Source organism: Nioella aestuarii (assembly GCF_050896395.1).
Taxonomy (GTDB): Bacteria; Pseudomonadota; Alphaproteobacteria; order Rhodobacterales; family Rhodobacteraceae; genus Nioella; species Nioella aestuarii.
In genome coordinates this window covers 1-19,608 of sequence record NZ_JBPBBA010000004.1, presented here as the reverse complement: position 1 = coordinate 19,608, position 19,608 = coordinate 1, and the positions used below count along the sequence as shown (strand labels likewise).

The window sequence follows — 19,608 nt, the reverse complement described above, 5'->3', positions numbered from 1 at the left end:
GGGGAAGCGGCTTGCAAGCCGCTTAAAACGCGGTTGAAACCGTGTTCAGAAGGGCCTTCAAAGGCCCTTACCTGCACCAAATATCAGAGGAAGAGCCTCTCACCAATCGCTATCCAGATCGGCATTGCGGCGAAGCTCAGCAATGTCTGAACGGTGATCATCGCGGCCATCAGCGGCGCATCCCCACCCAATTGCCGTGCAAGCGTGTAAGCCGCGACGCCCGTTGGCAGCGCACCGTAAATCAGCAAAACCTGTGCCTGCATCGGTTCCACCCCAAGGGCCAGTGCCAATGCCAACACCACCGAGGGAAACACCACCAGCTTTCCCACGGCCGATAGCGCAATGGGCAGCGCATCGCCAGACAACCCCCGCAGCTTCAGGTTCGCACCCACGCAAAGCAGCATGATCGGCAGCGCTGCCGCCCCCAGTACCGCCAGTGTATCGTGCAGGACCGGCAGCCGCCCCAGCCCGGCCCAATTGGCCAGAAGCCCTGCAAGGATCGACAAGATCAGCGGGTTTGTCGCCAAGCCTTTCAGGGCAGTCACCACAGGCCGCGCCCCCGGTCTCGGCACGTAAAGCGCGAACAGGGCCACCACCGTCAGGTTCACAACCGGCACCAGCGCCGCCGCCGCCAGCACCGCGATCTGCAATGCTGGCGCACCGTACAGCGCCTCGGCCACGGCAAGAGCGATAAATGTATTGAAACGCCCGACGCCCTGCAAAAGCGAGGTCACAACCGCCCCCTCCCGCCGGATCAGCCAACCCACAATGACGCCATATCCGATGGCCGCGAAGAAGGCCGCGTAAAGCACGCTGGCCAGGTTTGCCAGAGTCTCGCCCGACAGCTCCGCTGTGGAAATCCGCACATAAAACAGCGCGGGCATCAGCAGGAAATAGACCAGCCGATCATTTAGGTTCCAGAACTCTGCCGAAGGTATTCCTCCCCGACGCAGCACGTAACCCAGGCAGATCAGCACGAAAACCGGCGCGATGCTGAGAATGATATCCATGCGTTAGAACGCTCCCCAGACGATCAACAGAAGGCTCAGCACGATCAATGCCGCGCCGCCAAGCTCTTTGGCCGAGGACCGCTCCTTCAGCCAAAAGACGGAAAAAAGGAAGGTGAACAGCAACTCCACCTGACCCACGGCCTTCACATAGGCCGCACTTTGCAGGGTGAAGGCGATGAACCAACCCAGTGATCCCAGCATCGAGGTCAGCCCAACCAGCCCCGACACCCGCCAGCTGGACAGGACGCGGCCGATCTCCTGCCGTTCACGCAAGAAGAGCCATGCACCAAGCGCCAGAGCCTGCACCATTGTCGCCGCCGAAAGGGTGAAGGACGCGCGCATGAACACCGATCCGTCCGCCAGCGCCAGCGACGCACCCCGATATCCAACGGCAGAGACGCTGAAGAGCAGCCCGGACAACAGTCCATATCCTGACGCCACATTGAACAGCCGCAGACGCCAGGGCAGCGCCACATCCCCCCTGGGCGGGTCGGACAACAGCAATACGCCGATGAAGCCGAAGCCGATGGCGATGACGACCGGCATCGACACCGCATCTCCCAGAACCACGAGACCCAATAGGGCGGTCAGGATCACCTCGGTCTTGGCCAAAGTCACGCCGACGGGAAAGTTGCGCCGCGCAAACAGCGCCACCACGCACATGGTCGCTACGATCTGTGCCCCTCCGCCCGACAGGATGAATGCCCAGAAGCGCAGGTTCGTGTTGGGCAGGTCCTGCCCCGTCGCTGCCGCAAACCCCAGAACGATCAACAACACCATCGGTGCGGAATACAGGAATCGCGCCCAGGTCGCGCCTGCCGTTGACAGGCTGGTGACTTTCAAATGCCGTTGCAGCAGGAACCGCAGGTTCTGCATGAAGGCGGCAAAGATCGTGACGGGAATCCAGAGGGGCATGGCGCTTCTTGCGCCCAGCCTCAGGCGCTTGGCAAGTCAAATCACCCGCGCGGCCACAGAGGATGCGGAACCGGATCTTTCGCGCGCAGGAAATGACGCCGGAAGATCTGTCCGTAGCTGCGATAGCAATAGCCCTCATTCCGGGTCAGGTATTTCTCGCGATTGGCGAAATAGAGCGCTGGCAACCGGTACCAGGGTGTGCATGGATGCATGTGATGAACCACGTGGAAATTGTTGTTGAGGAAGAGGAACGCCAATAGTCCCCGATCCTCGACAATCACCGTGCGCCCGCGCACCCTTTCATGGGCCTGATGTTCCAGGAAGGTGCGGATTTTGAGCACCCCAAGCCCCGCATAGCAGGTCAACAGATAGAGCCAGATGGGCAGCAGAGACAGGCTGACCACCCACAGGACCAGAACCATCATCACCCCGTGTCCAAGCCAAGACATCAGCACGCGCCGGTTCCCTGCCCTGATCTGCCGCCAGTCGCCTGCCATGAAGGTCATCTGACCGATCGCTGGTCCCAAAACCACACGGCCAAGCAGCGTGTTATTGGCCCGCAACAGCGCCCGAACCAGCCCTGCCAGCCGCCCCCAGACGGCCGGATCCAGATAGTTGCTTTCCGGGTCGTCATAAGGATCGGTCAGGGTGCTGTCCAAATGGTGCGACAGGTGGGTATCACGGAAGCGGCCATAGGGAATGGCGAGGTTGAGCGAGGCATAGACCAGTGCCGCACCCCATTTGCGGCCGGGGAACGGGTGGCCATGAATGACCTCATGTTGAAGCGAACTTTGCAGGGAAATCGACAAGACCAAGGCCAGCATGGCCAGCGGCATCCAGACCGCAGGCAACCAGAACAGACCCGCGACCCAAACCGCATAACACGCCAAAATCAGCCCAAGCGTTGGCCATTCCACGCGCATCTTTGTCCCCTTCACTCTTTCGGTGCCTTGTTCAACCTCTTATCAGGGCTTGTTTTTTCAGGGCAGTCGGGGAATTATCCACAATAAATCAACATTGGTGATATAATTAAACAATGCACACAATGATCAACAAGTTTAGCCGTGCTGCCCTGTTCCGCGACCGTCTTGCACAGGCGATGGCCCATACCGGCACCAGCCGCGCGGCGCTGGCGCGGGCAACGGGTGTTGACCGCTCGACCGTCACGCAGCTTTTGGCCGATGGTGATGCGCGGATGCCGGGGGGGCATCTGGTTGCTGCTGCGGCTGAGGCCCTGTCCGTCTCCACCGACTGGCTTCTGGGCCTTACGGACCGCCCCGAAACAACGCCAGATCTGCTGACTGCCAGTCTGACCCAGGCCGAACGCGCCACTTCCGCCGATGACCAGATCTTCGCCTGGCATCAGGAGGCCGCCGGTTACAAGATCCGCCATGTCCCCGCGTCCCTGCCCGACATGCTCAAGACCCGCGCGTTGATGGAATGGGAATATGCCGCCACGATGAACCGCAGCCCAGGCCAGGCCATTGCAGCGTCAGAGGCACGGTTGGATTGGATGCGCGCGTCAGAGAGTGATTATGAGATCGCCCTGCCACTTCACGAAATCCGCAGTTTTGCAGAAGGAACGGGCTACTACGCCGGACTCCCCGCAGAGGAACGGCGAGAGCAGCTCGACTGGATCCTGTCCGTTCATGATCAGCTGTACCCGACACTGCGACTGTTCCTGTATGATGCCGCTCGCGTCTATTCTGCCCCGATCACCATTTTCGGCCCAAAGCTCGCCGCGATCTATCTGGGCCGTTATTACGTCGCCTTCCGAGACCGCGACCGGGTGCGCGCCGTGACGCGCCATTTCGATTGGCTGGTCAGAGAAGCCAAATACACCGCCCGGGACGTGCCCCCGGTACTAAGCGCCCTGCGAGATCGCGTCACCTGACCGATGCGCTTTGTGGACATTCCACGGGGGGCCAGAACGGCAGCGGGGCAGCGCCCCAGACAAAAGGCGCGGCCCGTCAGGGCCGCGCCGGTCGACGTGGCGAAGCCACGGCGAAATACCTTGCTTACCGCGCGTATGGGTCGTCTAGCGCCGGAAGAACCGTGCCTGAACAGGCCCCGAAGCCGATGCGATACCCGTTTCCTTTTGCTGCCCCCAACAATGTCAGCGTGTCGCCGTCTTCCAAAAAGGACCGCGTCTCGCCGGAATCCAGCTCCAAAGGCTCCTTGCCGGCCCAGCTCAGCTCCATCAGCGAGCCGCGTTCGGATTTCACTGGCCCCGAGATCGTCCCGGACCCCAAGAGGTCTCCCACCCTCATCGGACAGCCCGACGTGGTGTGATGAGCCAGTTGCTGGGCGGCGGAATAGTACATCCGGTTGTAGTTGGTCTCGGCAATGACAGTCGGCGTCTTACCCTCAGGCGCCAACGTCACCATCAGATCGATATCGTAGATCATCGGCCCGGGTTCTACGAGATGCGGCAGCAGCTCTTTTTCGCGTTCTGGCGTCGAGGCGCGGAAGGGCTCCAGCGCCGCTTTGGTCACGATCCACGGCGAGATCGACGTGGCCGTCGCCTTTGCCTGGAACGGCCCGAGCGGTTGATATTCCCAGCCCTGAATGTCACGCGCTGACCAGTCATTCAGCAAGACGTAGCCGAAGATCATGTCGTCGGCCTCCTGCACGGTCACTGGACCATTCGATGGAACACCCACAATGGCCCCCATCTCCAGTTCCAGATCGAAGCGTTTGCACGGGGCAAAGACCGGCGCCTCCATATCCGGGCCCTTCAACTGCCCCCAGGGGCGGCGCACATCAGTGCCCGAGACAACCACGGAAGACGCCCGGCCATTGTAGCCAATCGGGATATGCAGCCAGTTCGGCGGCAATGCGTTCTCTGGCCCGCGCAGGATAATGCCGATATTCATCGCGTGGTTCTTACCCGCATAGAAATCGGTATATTCCGCGACCGCCATGGGCATGTGCATCCGGGCATCTTCCATCGGCACAAGAAACGGCTCCACCCGTTTGCGCAGGCTGGATCCCTCTGCCAGCAACGCCGTCAGCGCCCCGCGGAACCCGGCCCACCCTTCGGGCCCAAGCTCCATGAAGGCGTTCCAGGACGGCTCGGAAAAGACCGGGGGATCGCCTGCCGACAAAATGCCCTCGGCCTCCAGACCCGCCACGTCGAGGATCATGTCCCCAATGGCGACACCGCAGCGCGGTCCTTTTCCGTCGGTCGAGAAGACCCCGTAAGGCAGGTTGTTCAGCGGAAAATCGGTTTCAGGGTCATTGGCACTTTCGACCCAGCTTTGGCGTAGTCCGGTCATGCGGTCCTCTATTCGGCGTCAGGTTGGGTTTCAGGGCGCGCCGCGTCAAAGGCCGGAAGGGCAAGAGCGGCGCGCTCGATCTCGGTTAAGCGGGGAAAGCGGGACAGATCCACCCCCCATCTATGGGCATTGTAGAGCTGAGGGATCAGGCAGATATCGGCCCAGGTGGGGCTGTCACCGAAGCAGAACCGACCGGCAGGCGCGATCAGCTTGTCAAAAGCCGCAAAGTTCCGCTCCATGAAATGCACCATCCAGTCGATGCCGCCCTGTGTGTCCGCGCCATAGGCGGATTTCAAGTAACCCACCACGCCCACATTTGTCACCGGCTGCGTGTCCATGGCAATCACATGAGAGGCTGCCAGCACCCTTGCTCGGGCCAGCGGATCGGAGGGCAGTAGTGCCGGGTCGGGATAGACGGTTTCGAGATAGTCGAGAATGGCCAAAGACTGCACCAGTTCCGTTCCGTCTTCCAGCACCAGCGTGGGAACGAAGCCCGACGGATTATGCGCCAGATAGCCCGGTTTGTGCTGTTCGCCCTTCACCAGATGTACCGGGATGCTCTCCCACGCCAGACCCTTCAGGCCAAGCGCAATACGCACCCGATAGGAACAGCTGGAGCGCCAGTAGGTGTAGAGCTTCATCACGACCCCGCGCAAATTTCTTCGAAGAAATTTGACAAGAATTTTCGAAAATTCTTTTCCACCCTACTTCACACCCGGTGTGCCGTCGAATTTCTTTTCCAGGCTCTCCCAGCAATCGATATAATCGTCCTGAAGCGGTGCCTCCTTGGCGGCAAATGCCGTGAGATGCTGCGGGAAACGGGTTTCAAACATGAAGCTCATGGTGTTGTCCAGCTTCTCGGCCTTCAGCTCGGCGTTGGAAGCGCCTTCGAAGGCGCTTTTGTCCGGCCCATGCGGCAGCATCATATTATGCAGGCTCATTCCGCCGGGGACAAAGCCTTGCGGTTTGGCGTCATACTGGCCGTAGATATTACCCATAAGCTCGCTCATCACGTTCTTGTGGTACCAGGGCGGGCGGAAGGTGTTCTCGGCAACCATCCAACGTTCGCGGAACAGGACGAAGTCGATATTGGCGGTGCCTTCAACGCCAGAGGGCGCGGTCAGCACGGTGAAGATCGACGGATCGGGGTGATCGAACAGGATCGCGCCGACCGGGCAATAGGTCCGCAGATCGTATTTGACCGGCGCATAATTGCCATGCCAGGCCACCACGTCCAGCGGGCTGTGTCCGATCTTGGTCTCGTGGAACTGGCCACACCACTTGATCGTCAGGGTCGAGGGAACCTCGCGGTCCTCATATGCAGCGACAGGCGTCTTGAAATCGCGGCGGTTGGCCATGCAGTTGGCCCCGATCGGCCCACGCCCCGGCAGATCGAATTTCTGTCCGTAGTTTTCGCAGACGAAACCGCGTGCCGGACCTTCCAGAACCTCCACGCGATAGACCAGACCGCGCGGCAGAATGGCGATTTCCTTGGGCTCCAGGTCGATCACACCAAGTTCGGTGCAGAACCGCAGCCGCCCTTCCTGGGGCACCACCAGAAGTTCGCTGTCGGCGGAGTAGAAATAGGCGTCCTGCATGGACTCTGTCACGAGATAGATATGCGAGGCCATGCCCACCTGGGTGTTCACATCACCCGCCGTTGTCATCGTCCGCATACCCGTCAGCCAGGTCAGCCCTTCGTCCGAATGGGGCACCGGATCCCACCGGTACTGGCCCAAAGAAATCACGTCCGGGTCCACATGCGGGGCCGATTTCCAATAAGGCAGGTCGATCTTGGTGTAGCGGTGCGAATGCTTCACCGAGGGCCGGATGCGGTAGCACCATGTGCGCTCGTTCTGATGGCTGGGGGCGGTGAAGGCCGTGCCTGACAGCTGCTCACCATAAAGGCCGTAATTGCATTTCTGCGGGCTGTTCATGCCCTGGGGCAGGGCACCGGGCAGGGCTTCCGTTTCGAAATCGTTGCCAAAGCCCGGCATGTATTGCAGCTCGTTGGGACGAGTCGCCGCCGTTACCATGCCCTTGGGCAGATCATGAGTAGTCATCGCGCGTTTCCTCTCGGGTCAATAACCGGGACAGGTCCTCTCCCCCCTGCCCCGGCCCTGATGTCTCAAGCCTTGTTCAGTTCCTTGGCATGAAGCCATGCGGCGTGCTGCGGGGCCTTCTTGGTCCGCGACCATTCTTCCAGCATGTCCCATTTCACTTCGTCCATGCGCTTCAGCAGCGCCTCTTCTTCCGGGTCCGGGCAGGCCAGCTCGATCCGGTGGCCGTTGGGATCGAAGAAATAGATCGAATGGAAGATGGAATGGTCTGTGACGCCAAGAACCTCGACGCCATTGGCCTCCAAGTGCTCCTTGAAGGCAATAAGCTCATCCCGGTCCTTCACCTTGAAGGCGATATGCTGCACCCAGATGGGCGTGTTCGGATCGCGGCCCATTTCCGGCTTGGTCGGCAGTTCGAAGAAGGCCAGGACGTTGCCGTCGCCCGCATCGAGGAAAAGGTGCATGTAGGGATCAGGCTCGTGGGTCGAAGGCACGTGGTCCTCTGCGATGGCAAGGATGAAATCCATGTTCAGCATCTTGCCGTACCATTCCACGGTTTCCTTCGCGTCTTTGCAGCGATAGGCGACGTGGTGAATCTTCTCAATTTTCATGCGGCATCCTCCTGTTTGAGGGCGGCGGCGCCAAGGGCTTGCGACAGCACCTTCCGGTCGCCGATTTGATTGGCCAGCACCAGCACCAGCCGGGCGTTGAGCGCGTCGCTTTCCGCCTTGGTCAGGCCCTCATGGGTGGCCAGAAGCTCGGCGTAGAAATCATCCGCGCCGGGGATGTTCGGGGTCAGAATGAGGTCGGACATGGGGCTTACTCCTTGCCGATGGCGCGTTTGAGCGCGGCTTTGACGGCGGCGGCGTCATAGGCGGGCCAGCGTGCCGCGACGTGCTGGTCGGGACGGATGAGATAGACGGCGCTGGCCGCCTCACCCAGATACCGTTCGGTGATGTCGGAGGTCGCCTCCAACGCCAGACGGGTCAGCGTCAGGCCCTCGGCCTCCAGCGTCGCGGGTGCGTCAGCGCCGATCGTCAGCAGCGTGAACTGATCCCCCAGTTTCGACAGCAGGTAGCCATCGCCAAGCGGCGCATCCGCGCAAGGGCTGCCGGGGCGAGACCGCGCCGGGCCGCCGGGCAGCGCGTCGGGCGTGTTGAGCGGCGAGCCATCATAGGTGCAGGGCACGCTGAGCCGACCGGAATTCACCAAGGGCCGGGCAAAGGCATAATGCTCGGACAGGTCCAGCACCGCGTCGCGCAGCACCCGGCTCATCTCGGATTTCGGCGTGATGAAGTCGGTCGATCGGGAGGAGTTAAGGATATTCTCTTCCGCCCCGTGAATGCGTTCAATGTCGTAGCTGTCCAGCAGGCTTTCAGGCGCGATGCCGTCCATCACCAGCTTCAGCTTCCAGCCTAGGTTGTCGGTATCCTGAAGCCCGGAATTCGCGCCTCGTGCGCCGAAGGGGGAAACCTGATGTGCGGAATCCCCCGCGAAGATCACCCGATTGTGGCGGAACTTTTCCATCCGGCGGCACTGGAACGTGTAGATCGAGACCCATTCCAGATCGAACTTCACGTCCTCGCCAAGCATGGTCTTCAATCGCGGAATGACATTTTCCGGCTTCTTTTCCTCTTCCTTGTCGATGTCCCAGCCCAGTTGCAGATCGATGCGCCAGACCCCGTCGGGCTGCTTGTGCAAAAGCGCCGACTGCCCCCGGTTGAAGGGCGGGTCGAACCAGAACCAGCGTTCGGTCGGGAAATCGGCCTCCATGATCACGTCAGCAATCAGGAAGTTGTCCTCAAACACACGGCCCACGAAGTCGAGCCCCATCATGGCGCGGGTGGGCGAAGCTGCTCCGTCACAGGCGATCAGCCAGTCGGCCTCCAGCTTGTATTCCCCCTCGGGCGTGTCGATCAGCAGGCTAACATGGTCGCCCGTGTCCGTCACGCGCAGCACCTTGTTGCGGCCCCGGATCTCGATCGGTGCGCCCTCTGCCTGCAAGGCCCGCACCCGGTTCACCATGTACTCTTCGAAGTAATACTGTTGCAGGTTGATGAAGGCCGGAAACTCGTGGCCCTTTTCAGGCAGCAGGTTGAATTCATAAACCTGCCGCTCGTCGAAGAATACCTTTCCAAGCTGCCACTCAACGCCCTTTGCCACCATCTCATGACCGCACCCGAGGCGGTCGAGAATTTCCAGCGGCCGCTTGGCGAAACATATCGCGCGGCTGCCGAAGCTGACCTTGTCATTGTCGTCCAGAACGATGACCTCCACCCCCTGCTGTGCAAGGTCGATGGCTGCACCAAGCCCGATAGGACCAGCCCCGATCACCACCACCTTGCGGCGAACGGGCGCTTCAGCATCCTGATCCGGGGACCGCTGATAGGCGTAGAGCGGCACCTCGAAGATCTTCTTGTCATTCATCTGGTTCATTTCTCCCCCTCCTCCGCGAGGATCATGTCCAATATGCGGCGGCGCTAGGCACGCGGCCGAATTCAAGATGGAAATCGTCCAACTGCGGCGGCGCGATCCCCGCGTCATGCACCATCGTATGGGCCTGCCCCCGGTGATGAACCTGATGCTGGAACAGGTGGAGCAGCAACGCACCTATGGTTTCCGTTACCGGGCCTTCACGCCGCTCGGTCACGCGGTCCTCGTCCAGCATCGCAGGCGTCAGCCCCTTGCAGAAGGACGCCAACCGCATGTCCACATCGGCCTGCGCCTTGGCCAATTCCGCCACCGATCCGATGTCCCTCCTGTCAAAGACCGCCCGGCCACGTCCGCCGGCCTCCAGCGCATCCACGTAGTAGAGATCGACCTCGTAGATATGGTTCAAAGTGGCCTTCAGCGACGGAAAGAACCCCGGACGCGGCGCGGCGAATGCCTCCTCTGACATGTCCGCAATTGCGCCGTAGAGCGTTGCGTTCGCCCAGGCATTGTTCAGAGCCATCGTCAGAAACGGATCACGCATCGCCCAACCTACCCTTGCAGGGCCTCCCACATCTCCAGATCCCGCTGCGCTGTCCAGATGCGGGGCGTGTCGATGCCGCGCGCTTCGTCATAGGCGCGGGCCACGTTGAAGGGCAGGCAGTGTTCATAGATCGCATAATCCCCGAACTTGGGGTCGCATTCAGCGCGTACAGCGTCCCAGGCCTCTTTCAGGCTGCCGCCGCGCGCCGCGACACGGGCCGCCGGGCGGTAGGTCGACTCGACGAAATCGCGGGTGTTCTCGATGGCCGCATTGACCATTTCCTTGCCGATCAGGGCATCGCCGCGCCCCGGCGCAATCGCGTCCACGTCGAACCAGGCGATATTGTCGAGCGTATTGCCCCAGTCGCCGAAATGCCCGTCGCCGCAATAGCAGGCAGAGTGGTATTCGACGATATCGCCGGTGAACATCACGTTCTGATCGGGCACGTGGATGACTGCATCGCCTGCCGTATGTGCGCGGCCCAGATGCATGATATCGACCCGGCGGTTGCCCAGATAGACGGTCATCGCGTCGGAAAAGGTGGTGGTAGGCCATGTCAGGCCCGGAATGCTTTCATGCCCTTCGAAGAGACGCGGGAAGCGCTGGAACTCGCTGTCCCAGTCCTCCTGCCCGCGTTCGACGACCATGGAACGGGCGGTGTCAGACATGATGATCTGACCGGCGCCATAGGCCGACGCCCCGAGCACGCGCACCGCGTGGTAATGGGTCAGCACAAGGTGGCTGATCGGCTTGTCGGTCACGCTGCGCACGCATTCGATGACCTTGTTGGCCAGACGCGGCGTCGCCTGCGCCTCGACGATCATCACCGACTCATCGCCGATGATAACGCCCGAATTGGGGTCGCCCTCAGCGGTGAAGGCCCAAAGCCCCTCGCCCACTTCCGTGAAGGAAATCTTCTTTTCCGACATGTCCCCCTGGGACGCGAATGCCTTCGCCATATCCTGTCTCTCCCGTGTCTCGCGCGCTTTGGCGGTGCGGCCCTCTGCCCCTTCCCGCCGGTCCTTGGCTCTGGTATCGTTGCAAATGCAACAAATGTCAACGCCGTTGCAACTGCAACGAATTATCGGGGAAAACCGGACGGATGGCGAGCGGAGACTTCATGCTGGCAGAATTTCTGCCCTACCGAATCGCGGTCCTGTCCGAGCGCATCAGCCGCCGGCTGTCGCTGATATACGGGGCCGAGGCCGGGATCAGTGTCGCCGAATGGCGGGTCATGGTGCATCTCGCACGCTGCCAGGAAGTCTCGGTGCGCGAAATCCACAACTGCGTAAATCTTGACAAACCCCGCGTCAGCCGCGCCGTCAGCCGCCTGACCGAAGCGGGGCTTGTCGCCAAGACCGGCAGCCCAAATGACCAGCGGCTTTTGTCGATTTCCCTGACAGATGACGGTCGCGCACTGTTGGATCGCATCCTGCCCCCGGCGCTGGAATACGAGGATCGGCTGTGCGCCAATCTGACAGCGCAGGAGCAGACGACCCTGACGGCGATTATGGAAAAGCTGCACCGGATGATGGACACAGATCCAGATGCCCGCCCAAGATCCCGTCTCGACCTGCCGCGAGATGCGGTGGAGTAACCCATGCATTTTCGCTCGTAAGCACTGCCATTGCACCACCGCTGAAAACACGCTCTACCGGATCGCGGCAGGATCGCGCAGACTGCCCAAAACGTAGACCAGGATGGAGAGCTGATGTGCCCGGAAAACGATTACTGACAGAGTTCGGACAGGGCACCAGCCTGCGCCGCCAGGACTATACCGAGGCCGCGATCCGGGCCGTGAAAGACGCGCTTTGGCACAACTCGATCAACCTGGCCGAGCTGTTTGGGCGCGACAAATCCGACATGCAGATCGAGGTGGACATTGGCGTGGCAGAGCCCGATCAGGTGGATGTGGACGCCGTTGGCGCGGTGTTCCCCTACGGTCAGGTGTCGGTGACGGCTGTCAAGGGCGGGCTGGATATTCCGCGCTCCGACGGCAAGGCCCCCACGGTGATCGCGGTCGCAGCGCTGTCGGTCTCTTTCGAAATGGAGGGAGCGTGATGGCTGAGCAGCGGTTTATCATCGAGATGGGCATGGGCAATGACCAGTACGGGCAGGACTACACCAAGGCCGCCGCGCGTGCGATTGAAGACGCGATCCGACACAGTTCCATTCCGATGTTCGACGCTCTTGAGCTGGACCACTCCCAGATGCGGGTTCAGGTGACAGTCGGCGTTCAAGACCCCGAACAGGTCGATTGTACGGCTCTCCTCAAGCGATTGCCGCGCGGACGGGTCGAGGTCAGGGCGGTTAATGGCGGGCTCAACGTGACCAATCCGGACAATGGCAATGTCACAGTGCTTGCAAGCGCGGCGGTAGAGGCGTTCCTGGACCCTGCTCTGGTTTCCGGGCGTTAGGTGGCGAGTATGACCAAGGCGCTGATGATCCAGGGGGCGGGGTCGAATGTGGGCAAGTCTCTGCTTGTGGCGGGGCTGTGCCGGGCGGCGCGTCTGCGCGGGCTGTCGGTCGCGCCGTTCAAGCCGCAGAACATGTCCAACAACGCCGCCGTAACCGTTGACGGGGGCGAGATCGGGCGGGCGCAGGCGTTGCAGGCAATGGCCTGCGGGCTCGATCCGGTCGTGGACATGAACCCGGTTCTGCTGAAGCCCGAAACCGATGTGGGCGCTCAGGTTGTCGTGCAGGGCAAGCGGCTGACCACGGTGAAGGCACGGGACTACGCGGCCCTGAAACCGCAGCTGATGACGCCGGTTCTGGACAGCTTCAATCGCCTGAAGGCACGGCACGATCTGGTGATCGTGGAGGGCGCGGGCAGCCCGGCAGAGGTAAACCTGCGCGCGGGTGATATCGCCAATATGGGCTTTGCCGCCGCTGCGAATGTGCCGGTGGTACTGGCCGGGGATATCGACCGAGGCGGCGTGATTGCCCAGATGGTCGGAACACAGGCCGTTCTCGATCCGGGTGACGAGGCGCTGATCAAGGGTTTCCTGATCAACAAGTTCCGCGGCGATGTGCGGTTGTTCGACGACGGCTATGCGCTGATAGAGGCGCGCACGGGCTGGCGCGGCTATGGGGTGCTACCCTTCTTCTCAGAGGCCTCAAAATTGCCCGCCGAGGATGCCCTCGACCTGCCCAAGGGCGGCTTTGGCGAGGGGCTGAAGGTGGCTTGCCTCGCGCTCAGCCGGATCGCGAATTTCGACGATCTCGACCCTCTGGCACAAGAACCGGGCGTGTCGCTGACCATGGTTCGGGCGGGCGAGGTTATCCCTGCCGAGACCGATTTGGTGATTATCCCCGGCAGCAAGTCCACACGCGGCGACATGGCCTTTTTGCGTGCGCAAGGTTGGGACGTGGACCTGTTGGCACATTGGCGCCGGGGTGGGCACATTCTGGGGATCTGCGGTGGATACCAGATGCTGGGTCGCGTCGTTCACGATCCTGACGGGATCGAGGGCGCGGCCGGCTCCACAGAAGGTCTCGGGCTTTTGGACGTCGAAACCATCATGACCGGAGACAAGAGCCTGACCCGTGTCGATGCCACCCATGAAGCCACCGGAGCAGGGATGAAGGGCTATGAGATCCATATCGGACGGACGGATGGACCAGACCGCGCGCGCCCCTTCGCACGGGTGAGCGGCAACGCCGAGGGAGCGCGATCCGCAGATGCGCGCGTTCAGGGCAGCTACCTGCACGGAATGTTCGTGGAAGACGGGTTCCGGCGCGCTTTTCTGGACGGGTTCGGGGTGACTGCCGGGCCATTGTCTTACGGACGGGTGGTAGAGGACACGCTCGATGCACTGGCGGCGCATATGGAGCAACATCTGGATCTGGACGGGCTGCTGGCGCTTGCGCATTGACACGGCATAGGGTGCGGTCTCTCTGGCTGCACTCTGCAGGCAATGTCGCTATGGCGCCGCCAGAAAGACGGCGGGGGCAGTGCCCCCACATGCGCGCCCGGAACGGGCGCGCCGGTCGACGCGCGAAGCGCAGTCAAACAGTTCTTAGAATTCCACGCCCTTTTGCCCTTTGATCCCGGACCGGAACGGATGCTTGACCAGCGTCATTTCAGTCACCAGATCAGCGATCTCGATCAGCTCTTCCTTGGCGTTCCGACCGGTCAGCACCACATGCGTCATCGGTGGTTTCTCTTCGCTGAGAAAGCGCACGACCTCGGCGATATCCAGATAGTCATAGCGCAGCGCGATATTGATCTCATCGAGCAGCACCATCTTGATGTCTAGGTCGCGGATCAGCTCTTTCGCCTTTTCCCAACCCTTCGCGGCCATGGCGATATCGCGGCTTTTGTCCTGGGTTTCCCAGGTGAATCCCTCGCCCATGGCGTGAAACTGGCAAAGGTCCGAGAAATTGCCTTCCAGAATCCGCCGCTCGCCGGTGTCCCAAGCGCCCTTGATGAACTGAACCACGGCGCAGGGCATTTCATGGGCGATGCAGCGCAGAATCATCCCGAACCCTGAGGAGGATTTCCCCTTGCCAGGCCCGGTGTGGACGATGATCAGACCCTTCTCGCCCTCTTTCGTGGCCATGATCTTATCGCGTGCGGCTTTTTTCTTGGCCATCTTCTGGGCGTGGCGGTCTTCATCCGAAAGCGGCGTATCGGCCATTTCTTCATCCTTCGCTTGACATCGGGGCGGCTCATGCCGCAGGTGCGGAACTGCTGGTTCCTGTTCCTAGAACAGGCGAAGAGGGAATGCGACAGGCTTTGCGACCTTGCTGGGTTCATTGCCGAAGCGCAGCCGCCCCCGCGACCGTGACCGGAGAAGGCCCTGGAACCACTGGCAACCATGCCGGGAAGGACCAGACGCCGCCGGGGCCGCCCGTGCCCCGATATCCGCAAGCCGGGAGACCTGCCAGCGACAAGAGTAACGGGCGGCCGGGGTGCGTCGCGCCGGCCATTGCGGGCTGATTGTCCAGGCTGGTTCCCCCTATCGTCCCAAAACAGATGAGGCCGCGCATGGGCGAGGTAACAGTCACGGTCTGCACGACCTGCCGCAAGACGGTGGATGGTGAACGTGTTCCAGAGGAACCGCGCCCCGGCCACCGCCTGCACGAGGCACTAAAATCCGCCGACCTGCCCGAAGGTGTGCGCCTGCGCGGGAATGAATGCCTGTCCGCCTGTTCCAACGGCTGCTCTCTGGCGATCACAGGCGGGCCAGATCGCTGGACCTATATCTATGGCCGTCTCGATCCCGAAGATCACCTCGACCAGATCCTCGCGGGTATTCGCGCTTATGCCGCCACCACCGATGGTCTTGTGCCCTGGCGCGAACGGCCCGAGGTCTTCCGCAAACAATCCATCGCCCGCATCCCCCCGCTCTCGGCTCCAGACAGCAAGGACTGATCCATGCAATCGCTTTCCAAAATCCCCGTTACCGTCATCACCGGCTTTCTCGGTGCGGGCAAAACCACGCTGATCCGTCATCTGATGACAAATAATCAGGGCAAGCGACTGGCCGTTCTGGTCAATGAATTCGGCACCGCAGGAGTGGATGGCGATATTCTCAAGACCTGCGCGGATGAAAACTGCCCGGCGGAAAACATCGTGGAACTGGCCAATGGCTGCATCTGCTGCACCGTGGCCGACGATTTCATCCCAACGATTGAGACGCTGATGGCGCTGCCCGAAACGCCCGACCATATCCTGATCGAAACCAGCGGATTGGCCCTGCCCAAGCCGCTGCTGAAAGCCTTCGACTGGCCCGCGATCCGGTCGCGCATCACCGTTGATGGCGTCATCGCACTGGCCGATGCCGAGGCCGTGGCCGCAGGCCGCTTCGCGCCGGATGTGGATGCCGTTCAGGCACAGCGAGAAGCCGATGACAGCCTCGACCACGACACGCCGCTTGGCGAGGTTTTCGAGGATCAGATTTCCTGCGCCGACATCATCCTGCTGTCCAAGGCAGACCTTGCGGGCGACGAGGGGCTGGCCAAGGCCCGCGCGGTGATCGAAGCCGAGATGCCGCGCCCTGTTTCGATCCTGCCAATGACCGAGGGCGTCATCGACCCGCGCGTCGTGCTGGGGCTGGAAGCGGCGGCCGAGGACGATCTCGATGCCCGCCCCAGCCACCATGACGGCGCGGATGACCATGAACATGACGATTTTGACAGCGTGGTGATCGAGCTGGACGAGGTAGAAGACGTGAAAGCGCTGGAGGCCGCAGTCGTGCGGCTGGCGCGGGAACAGAACGCGCTGCGTGTGAAAGGGTATATCGCCGTGAAGGGCAAACCGATGCGACTGCTGGTTCAGGCCGTGGGCGAACGCCTGCGCACCCAGTTCGACCGTCCGTGGGGCGATATGCCCCGCCGGTCGCAACTGGTGGTGATCGGTGAGCATGACCACGTAGACCCCGCCGCCATCCGCGCCGTGCTGGAGGGGTAGGCCGGGCCGATGCATGTCGTCTTCCGCGAAAGCCACGGGTTGGAGGAAACTGACACCCCCATGGATCTCGGGCAGAGCCCCGCAGACCTAGTGGTGCTGTCCTTTTCCGATTCCGACCTAGGGGCATTCGCGGCTGGCTATGGGCGTGCCAAGGCGCATGGGTTCGAACCGAGCGTTCGGCTCGCCAATCTCGTCGCCCTGAAACATCCGCTGTCGGTCGACACCTACGCCGAGCAGACCCTGGTGGGCACACGCGCGGTTCTGGTGAAGCTCATCGGCGGCGAAAGCTACTGGCCCTATGGCCTCGCCACCTTGCGAGAGTTGGCCGACCGCACCGGCATGGCGTTGGCGATCCTGCCCGCTGATGGCCGGCCCGATCCGCGCCTTGACGAACTTTCCACCCTGCCGGTTTCCACCCTGCGCCGTTTGCAGCACCTATGCGACGCGGGCGGGGCGGTGGCCGCCCACGCAGCGCTGGCGCAACTGGCACTGGCGGGCGGGCTCTATGCGGGCCCCGTGGTGGGCGAAAAGACCGTGCCGGATTTCGGCTTCTACCGTCCGGGTGACGGCGTACTGCGGTCTTTCCAGCCTTCGGGAAAGCCGCTCGTTCCCGTCACTTTCTACCGCTCTTATCTGACCGCTGCTGATACCGACCCTGTGGATGCCACGATCGCAGCACTGGAGGCCAAGGGGTTCGACGCCGTGGGCATCTTCGCGGCGAGCCTCAAACAACCCGCAGCCGCCGACTGGGTGCGGGAGAAACTGACTGAGCTGTCTCCCGCCGCGATCATCAACGCCACTGCGTTTTCCGCCCAAGGCGCTGACGGCAAACCGTCACCCCTTTCGGAACCCGGCTGCCCAGTGTTCCAGATCGCCCTGTCCACCGCGCGGCGCAAGGACTGGGTCGGGGCCGACCGGGGCCTTTCACCCGCTGACCTCGCCATGCATGTGGTGCTGCCAGAGGTGGACGGGCGCATCTTTGCCGGGGTGGCCAGCTTCAAACAGCCGGGCCGCAAGGATCCCGATCTTGAGTATTCGCGTTTCGCGCATCGTGCGGATCAGGGCCGCATCGCGCAGGTGGTGGACCGGGTGGCCAGCTGGCATCGCCTCGCCACTCTTCCCGCCGCCGACAAACGGCTTGCAATCGTGCTCTCCACCTATCCGGGCCGCGACTGGAACCTCGCCCATGCGGTCGGGCTTGATCCGCTGGCCTCTGTCGACGGTCTGCTGAAAGCGCTGGCCGATCAGGGTCATGACCTCGGCGACGCCTCCGATATGGGCAAGCGCCTGTTGGACGAACGGATCACATGGCCGATGGCGGACTACCGCGCGGCGCTATCCTCCCTGCCTGAAAACCTGCGCGACGACCTCTTCGCAGCATGGGGTGAGCCGGAAACCGACACCGCCACCCAAGGCGATCAGATCACCTTCGCCGCGATCCGGGCGGGCAAGGCACTGATTGCCCTGCAACCGGAGCGTGGCGAGGTCACAACCCGCGACGACGACTACCACGACCTCAGCCGCACCCCGCGTCACGGCTATGTCGCCTTTTACCTGTGGTTGCGGGCACAGGCCGATGCGCTGATCCACGTGGGCGCGCATGGCACGCTGGAATGGCTGCCGGGCAAGGCGGTGGCGCTGTCGGATGCCTGCTGGCCCGAAGCGCTGCTTGGCCCCCTGCCCGTCATCTATCCGTTCATCGTCAATGACCCCGGCGAGGCCGCACAGGCCAAGCGCCGTGTGGGTGCCGTCACCATAGGCCACCTGCCGCCGCCCATGGCGCAGACCACCCTTCCCGAAGGAATGGGCCGGCTGGAACACCTGCTGGATGAGTACTCCACGGCCGATGGTCTCGACCCCGCCCGCCGCGACCGGCTGATCTCGGACATCCGCGCCGAGGCGCAAGGCACCGGTGTGGAGAACGATCTGGGCATTCCGCCTGATGCCAGCGCCGCCGAGGCGATCACCCGCATCGACCGCTTCGTCTGTGACATCAAGGAAAGCCAGTATGGTGACGGGCTGCACGTTTTCGGAACAGGCGATTGCGGGGCCGAGGAACGCGCCGGATTGATGGCCGCGCTTCAGGGTCGGCTGGTCGCGCCCGGCCCTTCCGGCTCTCCCTATCGCGGGCGCGCTGATGTGCTGCCCACGGGGCGCAACCTTTTTACCACTGACCCGCGCGCGGTGCCCTCTCGGGCGGCGCAAGCGCAGGGCGTGAAACTGGCGGAAGAGCTGGTACGCCGCCACCTTCAGGATCACGGCGACTGGCCCAAGGGGCTGGTCGTGGACCTGTGGGGCTCCGCCACCATGCGCACGGCGGGTGAGGAATTCGCCATGGCGCTGCATCTGGCGGGGCTGGCCCCGAAATGGGACGAGGGCAGCGAACGGGTGTCAGGCTTCGAGGTGATCCCGCTGGCCCTGCTTGGCCGTCCCCGGATCGATGTGACCCTGCGGATTTCGGGCCTGTTCCGTGATGTGTTCCCCGGCCTTGCGCAGATGTTCGAAGCGGCGGCGGGCGCGTTGGCTGAGCGCGAGGAAGCGGCAGAGGACAACCCCTATGCCACCCGCACCCCACGCGTTTTCGGCCCGCGCCCGGGCAGCTACGGCGTGGGGATGACGACGCATCTGGACGATTACAGCGATGAGGCGCGTGCCGCAGCGGGCGAGGCCTGGCTGACCGCCTCGAGCTACGCAATCGACGCGCAAGGGGTGTCAAGCGAGGCGCGCGGCGCGCTGGAGGATCGCGTGAAGGCGGCCGACAGTTTCGTGCATCTGCAAGACCTGCCGGAAACCGACCTGCTGATGGCCTCCGACTATGCCGCGCATGAAGCAGGTTTTGCCGCCGCCGTGGCGCGCTTGGGTGGCGATGCGCCCGCGCTCTACCACATGGACGCGACCCAGCCCGACCGCCCCCGCGCCCGCGACCTGACTGAGGAAATCGCCCGCGTGACCCGCG

The 19,608-nt window shown here is 62.5% G+C and carries 20 protein-coding genes and 1 riboswitch; of the genes, 8 read left to right on the top strand and 12 right to left on the bottom strand.

Translation table 11 applies throughout. The features are described 5' to 3' along the window. Positions 1–83 precede the first annotated feature (83 nt). The 3 genes from ACROHD_RS03945 to ACROHD_RS03935 are packed head-to-tail and all read right to left on the bottom strand — an operon-like array spanning position 84 to position 2,848. Positions 84–1,010, bottom strand: a complete 927-nt coding sequence (locus tag ACROHD_RS03945) for an AEC family transporter (protein WP_432676042.1) — start codon at positions 1,008–1,010, stop codon at positions 84–86. Positions 1,011–1,013: 3 nt separating this feature from the next. Next, positions 1,014–1,925 (bottom strand): EamA family transporter, encoded by a 912-nt coding sequence (locus ACROHD_RS03940; protein WP_432676041.1) that lies wholly within the window; start codon positions 1,923–1,925, stop codon positions 1,014–1,016. 41 nt (positions 1,926–1,966) lie between these two features. Then, positions 1,967–2,848, bottom strand: coding sequence for a fatty acid desaturase (locus ACROHD_RS03935; RefSeq protein ID WP_432676040.1), 882 nt, complete (start codon positions 2,846–2,848; stop codon positions 1,967–1,969). Between the two features lie 113 nt (positions 2,849–2,961). On the opposite strand from ACROHD_RS03935, the gene ACROHD_RS03930 reads away from it, so the two are divergent. Next, positions 2,962–3,819 (top strand): helix-turn-helix domain-containing protein, encoded by an 858-nt coding sequence (locus tag ACROHD_RS03930; protein ID WP_432676039.1) that lies wholly within the window; start codon positions 2,962–2,964, stop codon positions 3,817–3,819. A 124-nt stretch (positions 3,820–3,943) separates the two neighbouring features. Here ACROHD_RS03930 and fahA read toward each other — a convergent pair whose 3' ends face one another. The 8 genes from fahA to ACROHD_RS03890 all read right to left on the bottom strand — a co-directional run bounded on the left by fahA (position 3,944) and on the right by ACROHD_RS03890 (position 11,196). Next, a complete protein-coding gene (fahA, locus tag ACROHD_RS03925) occupies positions 3,944–5,203 on the bottom strand; it encodes a fumarylacetoacetase (protein WP_432676038.1) in 1,260 nt (419 codons plus the stop codon). Between the two features lie 8 nt (positions 5,204–5,211). Next, positions 5,212–5,844 (bottom strand): maleylacetoacetate isomerase, encoded by a 633-nt coding sequence (gene maiA, locus ACROHD_RS03920; protein WP_432676226.1) that lies wholly within the window; start codon positions 5,842–5,844, stop codon positions 5,212–5,214. A 63-nt stretch (positions 5,845–5,907) separates the two neighbouring features. Beyond that, positions 5,908–7,266, bottom strand: coding sequence for a homogentisate 1,2-dioxygenase (gene hmgA, locus ACROHD_RS03915; protein WP_432676037.1), 1,359 nt, complete (start codon positions 7,264–7,266; stop codon positions 5,908–5,910). Between the two features lie 65 nt (positions 7,267–7,331). After that, positions 7,332–7,874, bottom strand: coding sequence for a VOC family protein (locus ACROHD_RS03910; protein ID WP_432676036.1), 543 nt, complete (start codon positions 7,872–7,874; stop codon positions 7,332–7,334). Next, a complete protein-coding gene (locus tag ACROHD_RS03905) occupies positions 7,871–8,077 on the bottom strand; it encodes a DUF2783 domain-containing protein (RefSeq protein ID WP_432676035.1) in 207 nt (68 codons plus the stop codon). Before ACROHD_RS03905 ends, ACROHD_RS03910 begins: the two co-directional genes overlap by 4 nt. A 5-nt stretch (positions 8,078–8,082) precedes the next feature. After that, on the bottom strand, positions 8,083–9,699 hold the full coding sequence (locus ACROHD_RS03900) for an FAD-dependent oxidoreductase (RefSeq protein WP_432676034.1): 1,617 nt from the start codon (positions 9,697–9,699) through the stop codon (positions 8,083–8,085). Positions 9,700–9,721: 22 nt separating this feature from the next. Then, positions 9,722–10,237 carry a DinB family protein gene (locus tag ACROHD_RS03895; protein ID WP_432676033.1) on the bottom strand — a complete coding sequence of 172 codons (516 nt, stop codon included), beginning with the start codon at positions 10,235–10,237 and terminating at the stop codon, positions 9,722–9,724. An 8-nt stretch (positions 10,238–10,245) separates the two neighbouring features. Continuing rightward, complete coding sequence (locus tag ACROHD_RS03890) at positions 10,246–11,196, bottom strand: MBL fold metallo-hydrolase (RefSeq protein WP_432676032.1); 951 nt, start codon at positions 11,194–11,196, stop codon at positions 10,246–10,248. Positions 11,197–11,357: 161 nt separating this feature from the next. On the opposite strand from ACROHD_RS03890, the gene ACROHD_RS03885 reads away from it, so the two are divergent. The 4 genes from ACROHD_RS03885 to ACROHD_RS03870 all read left to right on the top strand — a co-directional run bounded on the left by ACROHD_RS03885 (position 11,358) and on the right by ACROHD_RS03870 (position 14,112). After that, positions 11,358–11,834, top strand: coding sequence for a MarR family winged helix-turn-helix transcriptional regulator (locus ACROHD_RS03885; RefSeq protein WP_432676031.1), 477 nt, complete (start codon positions 11,358–11,360; stop codon positions 11,832–11,834). Between the two features lie 116 nt (positions 11,835–11,950). Further along, positions 11,951–12,298, top strand: coding sequence for a Lin0512 family protein (locus ACROHD_RS03880; RefSeq protein ID WP_432676030.1), 348 nt, complete (start codon positions 11,951–11,953; stop codon positions 12,296–12,298). Continuing rightward, positions 12,298–12,654: a Lin0512 family protein gene (locus ACROHD_RS03875; RefSeq protein ID WP_432676029.1), complete on the top strand. Its 357-nt coding sequence runs from the start codon at positions 12,298–12,300 to the stop codon at positions 12,652–12,654. Before ACROHD_RS03880 ends, ACROHD_RS03875 begins: the two co-directional genes overlap by 1 nt. 9 nt (positions 12,655–12,663) lie before the next feature. Beyond that, the gene (locus ACROHD_RS03870) at positions 12,664–14,112 is read left to right on the top strand and encodes a cobyric acid synthase (RefSeq protein ID WP_432676028.1); all 1,449 of its coding nucleotides are present in this window, start codon (positions 12,664–12,666) and stop codon (positions 14,110–14,112) included. A gap of 144 nt (positions 14,113–14,256) precedes the next feature. On the opposite strand, the gene cobO is transcribed toward ACROHD_RS03870, so the two are convergent. Next, the gene (gene cobO, locus ACROHD_RS03865; RefSeq protein ID WP_432676027.1) at positions 14,257–14,877 is read right to left on the bottom strand and encodes a cob(I)yrinic acid a,c-diamide adenosyltransferase; all 621 of its coding nucleotides are present in this window, start codon (positions 14,875–14,877) and stop codon (positions 14,257–14,259) included. Between the two features lie 37 nt (positions 14,878–14,914). Then, positions 14,915–15,142: riboswitch (cobalamin riboswitch) on the top strand. An 85-nt stretch (positions 15,143–15,227) separates the two neighbouring features. On the opposite strand from cobO, the gene ACROHD_RS03860 reads away from it, so the two are divergent. From ACROHD_RS03860 to cobN, 3 genes are all read left to right on the top strand, one after another. Continuing rightward, positions 15,228–15,614: a DUF1636 family protein gene (locus ACROHD_RS03860; RefSeq protein WP_432676026.1), complete on the top strand. Its 387-nt coding sequence runs from the start codon at positions 15,228–15,230 to the stop codon at positions 15,612–15,614. 3 nt (positions 15,615–15,617) lie between these two features. Further along, the gene (gene cobW, locus ACROHD_RS03855; RefSeq protein ID WP_432676025.1) at positions 15,618–16,652 is read left to right on the top strand and encodes a cobalamin biosynthesis protein CobW; all 1,035 of its coding nucleotides are present in this window, start codon (positions 15,618–15,620) and stop codon (positions 16,650–16,652) included. A gap of 9 nt (positions 16,653–16,661) precedes the next feature. Continuing rightward, positions 16,662–19,608 (top strand): cobaltochelatase subunit CobN (cobN, locus tag ACROHD_RS03850; protein ID WP_432676024.1); only part of this gene is annotated, 2,947 nt, incomplete at its 3' end.

Bases quoted from the DNA above. Each gene is read 5' to 3' on its own strand.
- ACROHD_RS03860 (WP_432676026.1), top strand. From the start codon at position 15,228: ATGGGCGAGGTAACAGTCACGGTCTGCACGACCTGCCGCAAGACGGTG.
- ACROHD_RS03900 (WP_432676034.1), bottom strand. From the start codon at position 9,699: ATGAACCAGATGAATGACAAGAAGATCTTCGAGGTGCCGCTCTACGCC.
- ACROHD_RS03890 (WP_432676032.1), bottom strand. From the start codon at position 11,196: ATGGCGAAGGCATTCGCGTCCCAGGGGGACATGTCGGAAAAGAAGATT.
- cobO (WP_432676027.1), bottom strand. From the start codon at position 14,877: ATGGCCGATACGCCGCTTTCGGATGAAGACCGCCACGCCCAGAAGATG.
- ACROHD_RS03875 (WP_432676029.1), top strand. From the start codon at position 12,298: ATGGCTGAGCAGCGGTTTATCATCGAGATGGGCATGGGCAATGACCAG.
- cobW (WP_432676025.1), top strand. From the start codon at position 15,618: ATGCAATCGCTTTCCAAAATCCCCGTTACCGTCATCACCGGCTTTCTC.
- maiA (WP_432676226.1), bottom strand. From the start codon at position 5,844: ATGAAGCTCTACACCTACTGGCGCTCCAGCTGTTCCTATCGGGTGCGT.
- ACROHD_RS03940 (WP_432676041.1), bottom strand. From the start codon at position 1,925: ATGCCCCTCTGGATTCCCGTCACGATCTTTGCCGCCTTCATGCAGAAC.
- ACROHD_RS03935 (WP_432676040.1), bottom strand. From the start codon at position 2,848: ATGCGCGTGGAATGGCCAACGCTTGGGCTGATTTTGGCGTGTTATGCG.
- hmgA (WP_432676037.1), bottom strand. From the start codon at position 7,266: ATGACTACTCATGATCTGCCCAAGGGCATGGTAACGGCGGCGACTCGT.
- ACROHD_RS03910 (WP_432676036.1), bottom strand. From the start codon at position 7,874: ATGAAAATTGAGAAGATTCACCACGTCGCCTATCGCTGCAAAGACGCG.
- ACROHD_RS03930 (WP_432676039.1), top strand. From the start codon at position 2,962: ATGCACACAATGATCAACAAGTTTAGCCGTGCTGCCCTGTTCCGCGAC.
- ACROHD_RS03945 (WP_432676042.1), bottom strand. From the start codon at position 1,010: ATGGATATCATTCTCAGCATCGCGCCGGTTTTCGTGCTGATCTGCCTG.
- ACROHD_RS03905 (WP_432676035.1), bottom strand. From the start codon at position 8,077: ATGTCCGACCTCATTCTGACCCCGAACATCCCCGGCGCGGATGATTTC.
- ACROHD_RS03870 (WP_432676028.1), top strand. From the start codon at position 12,664: ATGACCAAGGCGCTGATGATCCAGGGGGCGGGGTCGAATGTGGGCAAG.
- fahA (WP_432676038.1), bottom strand. From the start codon at position 5,203: ATGACCGGACTACGCCAAAGCTGGGTCGAAAGTGCCAATGACCCTGAA.
- ACROHD_RS03895 (WP_432676033.1), bottom strand. From the start codon at position 10,237: ATGCGTGATCCGTTTCTGACGATGGCTCTGAACAATGCCTGGGCGAAC.
- ACROHD_RS03885 (WP_432676031.1), top strand. From the start codon at position 11,358: ATGCTGGCAGAATTTCTGCCCTACCGAATCGCGGTCCTGTCCGAGCGC.